At 65.6% G+C, this 6,421-nt stretch carries 9 protein-coding genes and 1 pseudogene; 7 read left to right on the forward strand and 3 right to left on the reverse strand.

Annotation, left to right across the window (positions count from 1 at the left end; genetic code table 11):
- The first annotated feature begins 10 nt into the window (after positions 1-10).
- From ACLP9N_RS19990 to ACLP9N_RS20000, 3 genes are read left to right on the forward strand one after another with little or no spacing between them, the layout of a single operon-like run.
- Positions 11-478, forward strand: a complete 468-nt coding sequence (locus ACLP9N_RS19990; RefSeq protein ID WP_442409043.1) for an SRPBCC family protein — start codon at positions 11-13, stop codon at positions 476-478.
- 46 nt (positions 479-524) lie between these two features.
- Positions 525-1,061 carry an NUDIX domain-containing protein gene (locus ACLP9N_RS19995; RefSeq protein WP_442409044.1) on the forward strand — a complete coding sequence of 179 codons (537 nt, stop codon included), beginning with the start codon at positions 525-527 and terminating at the stop codon, positions 1,059-1,061.
- A gap of 49 nt (positions 1,062-1,110) precedes the next feature.
- Entirely contained in the window at positions 1,111-1,650 is a 540-nt protein-coding gene (locus tag ACLP9N_RS20000; protein WP_442409045.1) for a DUF447 domain-containing protein, read from the forward strand.
- Between the two features lie 53 nt (positions 1,651-1,703).
- Here the strand turns inward: ACLP9N_RS20000 and ACLP9N_RS20005 are convergent.
- The 3 genes and pseudogenes from ACLP9N_RS20005 to ACLP9N_RS20015 all read right to left on the reverse strand — a co-directional run bounded on the left by ACLP9N_RS20005 (position 1,704) and on the right by ACLP9N_RS20015 (position 3,744).
- Positions 1,704-2,038 (reverse strand): annotated as a pseudogene (locus tag ACLP9N_RS20005) (DUF732 domain-containing protein).
- A 138-nt stretch (positions 2,039-2,176) separates the two neighbouring features.
- Entirely contained in the window at positions 2,177-2,743 is a 567-nt protein-coding gene (locus ACLP9N_RS20010; protein ID WP_442409046.1) for a TetR/AcrR family transcriptional regulator, read from the reverse strand.
- Positions 2,744-2,754: 11 nt separating this feature from the next.
- Positions 2,755-3,744, reverse strand: a complete 990-nt coding sequence (locus ACLP9N_RS20015; RefSeq protein ID WP_442409047.1) for an NAD-dependent epimerase/dehydratase family protein — start codon at positions 3,742-3,744, stop codon at positions 2,755-2,757.
- A gap of 91 nt (positions 3,745-3,835) precedes the next feature.
- Between ACLP9N_RS20015 and ACLP9N_RS20020 the strand changes: the two genes are divergently transcribed.
- From ACLP9N_RS20020 to ACLP9N_RS20035, 4 genes are all read left to right on the forward strand, one after another.
- Positions 3,836-4,645 carry an SDR family NAD(P)-dependent oxidoreductase gene (locus tag ACLP9N_RS20020; protein ID WP_442409048.1) on the forward strand — a complete coding sequence of 270 codons (810 nt, stop codon included), beginning with the start codon at positions 3,836-3,838 and terminating at the stop codon, positions 4,643-4,645.
- A gap of 26 nt (positions 4,646-4,671) precedes the next feature.
- On the forward strand, positions 4,672-5,238 hold the full coding sequence (locus tag ACLP9N_RS20025; protein WP_442409049.1) for a carboxymuconolactone decarboxylase family protein: 567 nt from the start codon (positions 4,672-4,674) through the stop codon (positions 5,236-5,238).
- 44 nt (positions 5,239-5,282) lie between these two features.
- The gene (locus ACLP9N_RS20030) at positions 5,283-5,783 is read left to right on the forward strand and encodes a nitroreductase family deazaflavin-dependent oxidoreductase (RefSeq protein WP_442409050.1); all 501 of its coding nucleotides are present in this window, start codon (positions 5,283-5,285) and stop codon (positions 5,781-5,783) included.
- A 505-nt stretch (positions 5,784-6,288) separates the two neighbouring features.
- On the forward strand, positions 6,289-6,421 hold a 133-nt coding region (locus tag ACLP9N_RS20035), incomplete at its 3' end, for a DUF2267 domain-containing protein (RefSeq protein ID WP_442409053.1).

Genomic DNA, 6,421 nt, shown 5'->3' on the forward strand with positions numbered 1-6,421 from the left:
TACTCGGGCCATGCCGACAGCGCGGCGCGGCCACGGCAGTATCGATATCGCTGCACCGCCCGATCTCGTGTACGACCTCATCGCTGACGTCACCCGGACGGGCGAGTGGAGCCCGGAATGTTACCGGTGCGAATGGCTGGACGGGGCAACCGCTGCGGCCCCGGGTGTCCGGTTTCGCGGATACAACCGGCTGGGCCTTTTGCGCTGGGAAAGAACGGCGGTGGTCGATACCGCTGACCGAGGCCGCGAATTCAGCTTCGCGACGGTCAACGACCGCGCTGGTCGTGAAGAAACCCGGTGGTGGTACACGATGGAACCGTCGTCGTGCGGAACGTTACTCACCGAGTCCTTCCAGTTCCTGTGGTGCTCAGTGCCCAACAGACTCGCCGAAGCGCTTGTGCCACGGGGACGTCAAGTCAACCGGGGGATCGAGGAGACACTGCGGCGCATTAAACAGGCCGCTGAACAAAAGCCCTAGCGAGCCCTGCGAGGCGAGCCGCGGCGACGGTCGTGATACTGGCGGCGTGCCTTTCATCGAACGCGTCGCATCCCGCGAGATCTATCGGAATTCGTGGTTGGTGCTGCGAGAAGACGACATTCGCCGCTCAGACGGCAGCCATGGCATCTACTCCGTGGTGGACAAGCCGACATACGCACTGGTGATGCCCTACGACGGGCGGCGTTTCCGGTTGGTCGAGCAGTTCCGGTATCCCCTCGGCGCGAGACGATGGGAATTCCCGCAGGGCACCGCTCCGGGTTTGGCCGACCTCGAACCCTCCGAGCTGGCCGCGCGTGAGCTGCGCGAGGAAACCGGATTGCGTGCGACGTCGTTCGAGGCGCTCGGCCTGCTCGATGTGGCTGCCGGAATGACCAGTCAGCGCGGGTGGGTGTTCTTGGCCACCGGGATCTCCGAGGGAGATTCGGATCCCGAACACGAGGAACAGGACATGCGCAGCGAGTGGTTCGCTCGCGAAGACGTCGAGCAGATGATCCGCTCGGGGGTGCTGGCCGATGCGCAGTCGGTCGCCGCCTACGGCCTGTTCCTGCTGTGCGGGCGATGAATGCGGTGAATGCGATGAATTCCGGGGCCCGCGACGGTCTAACACCGATATGACGATCACACCTCGCAATCTCGACGGATACGGAGCGCCGCCGATCGAATGGGACCGTGTCAAAGCCGTGCTGGACAGTCAGCTGACCCAGGCGCCGGGAAGCGGCGGTCCGCAACGCCATACGCCGTGGCTCACCACGATCAATCCCGACGGCAGCCCACATGTGACACCGCTGGGGGTGGTTCGGCACAGCGGCAGCTGGTACTTCACCTCCGGGCCGGCGACCCGCAAATCGCATAACTTGGCCCGCGACCGGCGATGCGTTGTCAGCGTCGCGACCGAGCCGTTCGACCTCGTCATCGAAGGCGCCGCCGAACGGGTTGTCAATGCTGGCGAATTGGCTTGCGTTGCGGAGGCTTTCGTTCGTTCCGGATGGCCCGCCGAAGTCGCCGGTGACGCGCTCACGGCCCTGTACAGCGCCCCGTCGGCCGGGCCGGCGCCATGGTATGTCTATCGGGTGGAGCCGTCGACGGTGGTCGCGCTGGGCACGTCGGAACCGTTCGGCGCCACCAAGTTTCAGGTGAATCTCAGCCCTTGAAAGCATGTCAATGCGGGGGCCCCGGCCGGGGTCCCCGCATCATGGTTTCGCTGTTAGGTCGAGGTGACGTACTGCGGGCAGTAGGCCGACGCGGCGTCGACGGAGAACGTCTTCGCGCTCTTGGAGCTCAGGCCGGTCGCTGGGCCACCGCGCCGATGACCTCCTGGGGTGAGTGGCCCGCGTCGAGGGCTTTGCAGACGGCGTGCGCGTCGCTGATGGCGCGCGCCGCGGTCGGCGGCTGGATTCCGTCCGCCTGCAGCTGGGCGAGGAACGTGTCATCGACCGTGCTTGCGCCTGCGGTGCCGGCCAAGCCGAGCGTGACCAGGCCGAGAGCGGCGGCGGTCAGGCTGGTGCGGGCCGCGACAACGGTGAAACGGCGAGTGAACATCGGGGTCTCCTTGTGCTGATCTGGGTTTTTGGTTGACGCGTTTCCGCGTTGACACCAGAGTCGACACCGGCCCTTTATGGTTTCTCAATAAATTCTTGATGTCAGGCGCAGCGCGCCCGATAGCGTCACCGGCTAGCGCTAGCGGGCAGAAAGCCCGGCGGCGGCCCGGATCTGGCGGCGCACCGCGGCACGGTCCGTGTCGGGAAAAATGTAGTGGCTCAACGCGGTTCGCGCGATTGCGCCGGCCAGGTCGCGGGGGTCCACCGCGGCGGCGAAGGCGTCCTCGCGGGCGCAGCGCCGCAGGACCACCGTCAACCCTTCGGTCAGCACGGGCAACGCTTGCGCCATCTGTTCGTGCGCGAACCCCCGCTCCAGGTCGAGCAGCCGCCCGGGCGGCTGAGCCTCGACGAAAGTCGCGATGACGTCGACCGCGGCTTCCAACCGTGCGACCCCGACAACGCCAGACATCGCTTTGTCCATCGCCGCATCAAGACGCCGGCGCTCGCGCTTGCCCAGCGCATCGATGAGTTCTTCCTTGGACGCGAAGTAGCGGTAAATGGTGGGCCGTGACACCCCGGACAGGGTCGCAACGTCGGAGAGCGACATCCTCCGCGCACCCGTCCGGAACACGAGCCGCTGGGCCGCGTCGAGGATCCGATCGGCCAGATCCCCATGGTCTGAACCCCGTGGTTCGGCGATCGACACGACGGCAGCCTCTACAGTTTGCCGAGTTCGCGCAGCCACGAGGTCAGCAGCCGCAGCCCGTCGTCAAAGGACATGGGCTTGTAGCTCAGGCGCCGGGTGGTCAGGTTGTCGTTGGTTCTGGGTTTGCGCTCGCTCTTGGCCGCGGCTTTTGCGATGGCCATCAAGGTCGGTCCGAATTCGGCGGTCAATGCCTCGGGATCCGTGCGGTAATCGAGATCCTCGACACGATGCTCGATTCCGGCGAGCTCGCACGCGCGATTGATACCGCCGGCCGTGCTGAAGCTTTCCTGCGGCCGGCCGACCAACAGGTAGCGCTCACCGGCGACCCCGTGGTCCAGCGCGGCGATCGAGCCCGTCGCGACGTCCTTGCCCGCTACCCACGTGACCGGGAAAGCGAGGTAGCGCTTGATCTTTCCCCGCATGCCCGCCAGCAGCACCCGGTTGAAGCTGGTGCGGTGCAAGGCACGTTCGACGACCGGGGCAGGACCGAAGATCGCGCCAGGGTGGCAGGTGAGCACGTCGTCGCCCGCAGCAGCGCGCCGGTGTGCCTCGGCAAACGCGGCGAGCTTGGTGACGGTGTAGGGGTCGTTGGGTGGGTTGTCCAGAACGGGTGCCTCTTCGAAGTCGACACCGGTGCTCAGGTCGAGGAAGGTGGCGGTGCTCAGGGCCACCACCCGCCGCATGCCGTGGGCTTTCGCCGCGTCCAGGACGTTGGTGGTGCCGACCATGTTGACGGCCTTGAAGTCTTCGAGGTCCTGACTCGCACCGCCGAGCAACGCCGCGCAGTGGATAGCAGCCTCGGCGCCTTTGGCCGCGCGCAGCACGTCGTCGGCGTTGCGGATGTCGCCCTTGACCAGGTCGACGCCGATGTCGGACAGCGCGCCGGCTTCGTCCGGATTGCGGACCAAGGCCCGAACCTGGTCGCCACGCTGGATCAACTGCTCGCAGACGTTGCCGCCGGTCTGTCCGGTCGCGCCGGTGACGAAGATCGTGCGGGGCATGGCCGTTCTCCTACGCGCTAGGGTGTTACATATCGAACATATTTAGTTAAGACTGTAAACCTTGACATGGGATTGTTCTATATTCAGTTTCATGGCACTCGATCCTTCCAGCGTCCTTCTCACCGACCGCGTAGCGGTTGTCACCGGCGGCGGCGCAGGCATCGGCCGCGGCATCGCGGCGGGTTTCAAGGCATTCGGTGCGCAGGTGGCGATCTGGGAACGCAACCCCGAGTCGTGCGCGTCTGCCGCCGCGGAGATCGGTGCGCTGGGTATCACGGTCGACGTCCGCGACAGTGCCGCGGTGGACGCCGCGCTGGCGCAGACTTCCGCCGAACTCGGGCCGGTGACGATCCTGGTCAACAATGCCGGGGGAGTGTTCTGGTCAGGGATCCTCGACACCAGCGAGAACGGTTGGGACGCGCTGTACAAGTCGAACCTGCGTCACGTCTACCTGTGCACGCAGCGCGTGGCCCGCGTCCTCGTCGAGCAGAAATTGCCGGGCAGCATCATCAGCGTCACGTCGATCGAAGGTGTCCGCGCCGCACCGGGTTACGCGACTTACGCGGCGGCCAAGGCCGGCGTCATCAACTACACCAAGACCGCGGCACTCGAACTCGCCCCGCACGGCATTCGGGTCAACGCGCTTGCGCCCGACATCACCCTGACCGAGGGGATCATGCAGATAGCCCCGCCGGGCTCCGAACAGCGATTCGGCCGCACGGTCCCGATGGGCCGCGCGGGTCAGGTCGACGAGATGGCAGGCGCCGCAGTGTTTCTCGCGTCCGAGATGTCCAGCTACATCACCGGTCAAACGATCCACGTCGACGGCGGCACCCAGGCCGCCAGCGGGTGGTATCACCATCCGGAAACCGCCGCATACGTGCTCGGCCCGAGCAGCTGAGCGCTCCAGAAAGATAGGTTGAATCGATGCCCCGTATCGCGCCAATCCCGGTGGAAGAGCTCAGTTCACGCTCTCGCGAAATCGTGGAGGCCGGCGTCGCGGCCGGACTCTATGCGACGCCGGTGCCGCTGCAGATCTTTGCCTATCGCAGCGCACAGCTCGAGCAGGTCAACATGGCCAGGGCGCAGCTCGGTGCCGGCACCCTGCTCGGTGGCCGGATCCTGGAGTTGCTGCGCATCCGCAGCGCCCAACTCGGCGAATGCGCACCCTGTAGCCAGTCGCGCAAGCACGATTCGATCACCGACGAGGATGTGGCCTGCCTGCTCGCGCCGGGCCACGACGCGCTGACGCCGCAGGAGCAGATGGCCGTCGAGTTCATCGACCTGCTCTCCGCTGACCACCACGCGATGGACGACGAGTTCTACAAGCGGTTGGGGGAGCACTTCACTGCCGCACAGATCGTCGAGCTCGGGTTCACCTGCGCCGGGGTGATGGGACTGCACCGCTTCATCCACACCCTCGATGTCTACGGCGACTCGCCACCCGTCATCGAGTACTGCGACGATCAGGTCGACAGCGCCAAGCCGGAGTGACCCCGCACCGCTCGGGGAGTCGCGCACTGCGCGAGAATGACGCCATGCCGGTCCGGTCCTTCGACAATGCCAACGCATTCCATCGGGCGATGCGTCGCTTCATAGCCACGAAGGTGGGGGTGACACTGTTTCGCCCGACGGCACACTACATCGACAGACTCGCCAGCCAGCTCACCGGCGGTCGACGTAGCGCCGCGTGGTTCCTGACCGGTGTTCCTGCCGTCATGCTCACGACTATCGGGGCGAAATCGCGCGAGCCCCGCACCGTCGCGGTATACGGAATCCCGCACCCCGAGGGGCTGGCCGTCATCGCGTCGAATTTTGGCGGCACCAAGCACCCGGCCTGGTACCACAATCTCAAGGCCAACCCGCAAGCCACGTTGTCGGTCGAGGGCGACACCTGGGATGCCGCCGCCCGAATCGCTGCACCCCGCGAGCGCGACGAGATCTGGGCAAAAGGCATCGATATTTATCCCGGCTGGCGAAAGTACGAAACCCGGGCCGGCGAACGCCACATCGAAGCGTTCGTTCTCAGCCGGGTTTGACCTGCAGGGGCACTGGTGCCCCCGGCAGGATTCGAATTAGCAGCCTTGCAAGATGCCCGCAAGGCCTCTATCTGCGGAAATCGGCAATCTACCAGCCCAATAGGGGCAAGCGGTTCGACGGGCGTGCATGTCGATCTGATGGGACGGGCGCTGTCACTGGGCCCTCACGAGTTGTGGGGTGTTGGCCGACATGGTCGACTGCGGCTAACGGGCGCTGACCCGGTACTTGTCTTGTCGACTGGGCGGGCCCGCCTCTCAATTAACCCGGTACCCGCAATTGGGCATTCAGGCGCGCTGACCTGGGTCAAAGGACCCTATCGCGGGGATGAGGGGGAGGCAGAACCTGAAATGCGTACGGCCAGACCTCGAAGCCCGAATGCGGGCGGCCGGGCACGAGGGGAGAAGAAGGGGCTTAGTCCATGACGACTGGCTGTAGAACTAAGACCGGGGTCTCAAGGAGGTAGTCATGTCCGCCAAAACGAAGGTCTCGGCGCTTGACCACGCGATGCACACCGCGCACACCTGGATCAACGACGTGGCCAGGGAGTTCGACACCGAGGATCAGGAGTTCGCCTACCGAGTGCTGCGCGCGTGGCTGCACACCCTGCGCGATCGACTCACCGTGGAGGCGAGCGCCC

The sequence above is a fragment of the Mycobacterium sp. genome (genome assembly GCF_052144515.1).
GTDB lineage: Bacteria > Actinomycetota > Actinomycetes > Mycobacteriales > Mycobacteriaceae > Mycobacterium.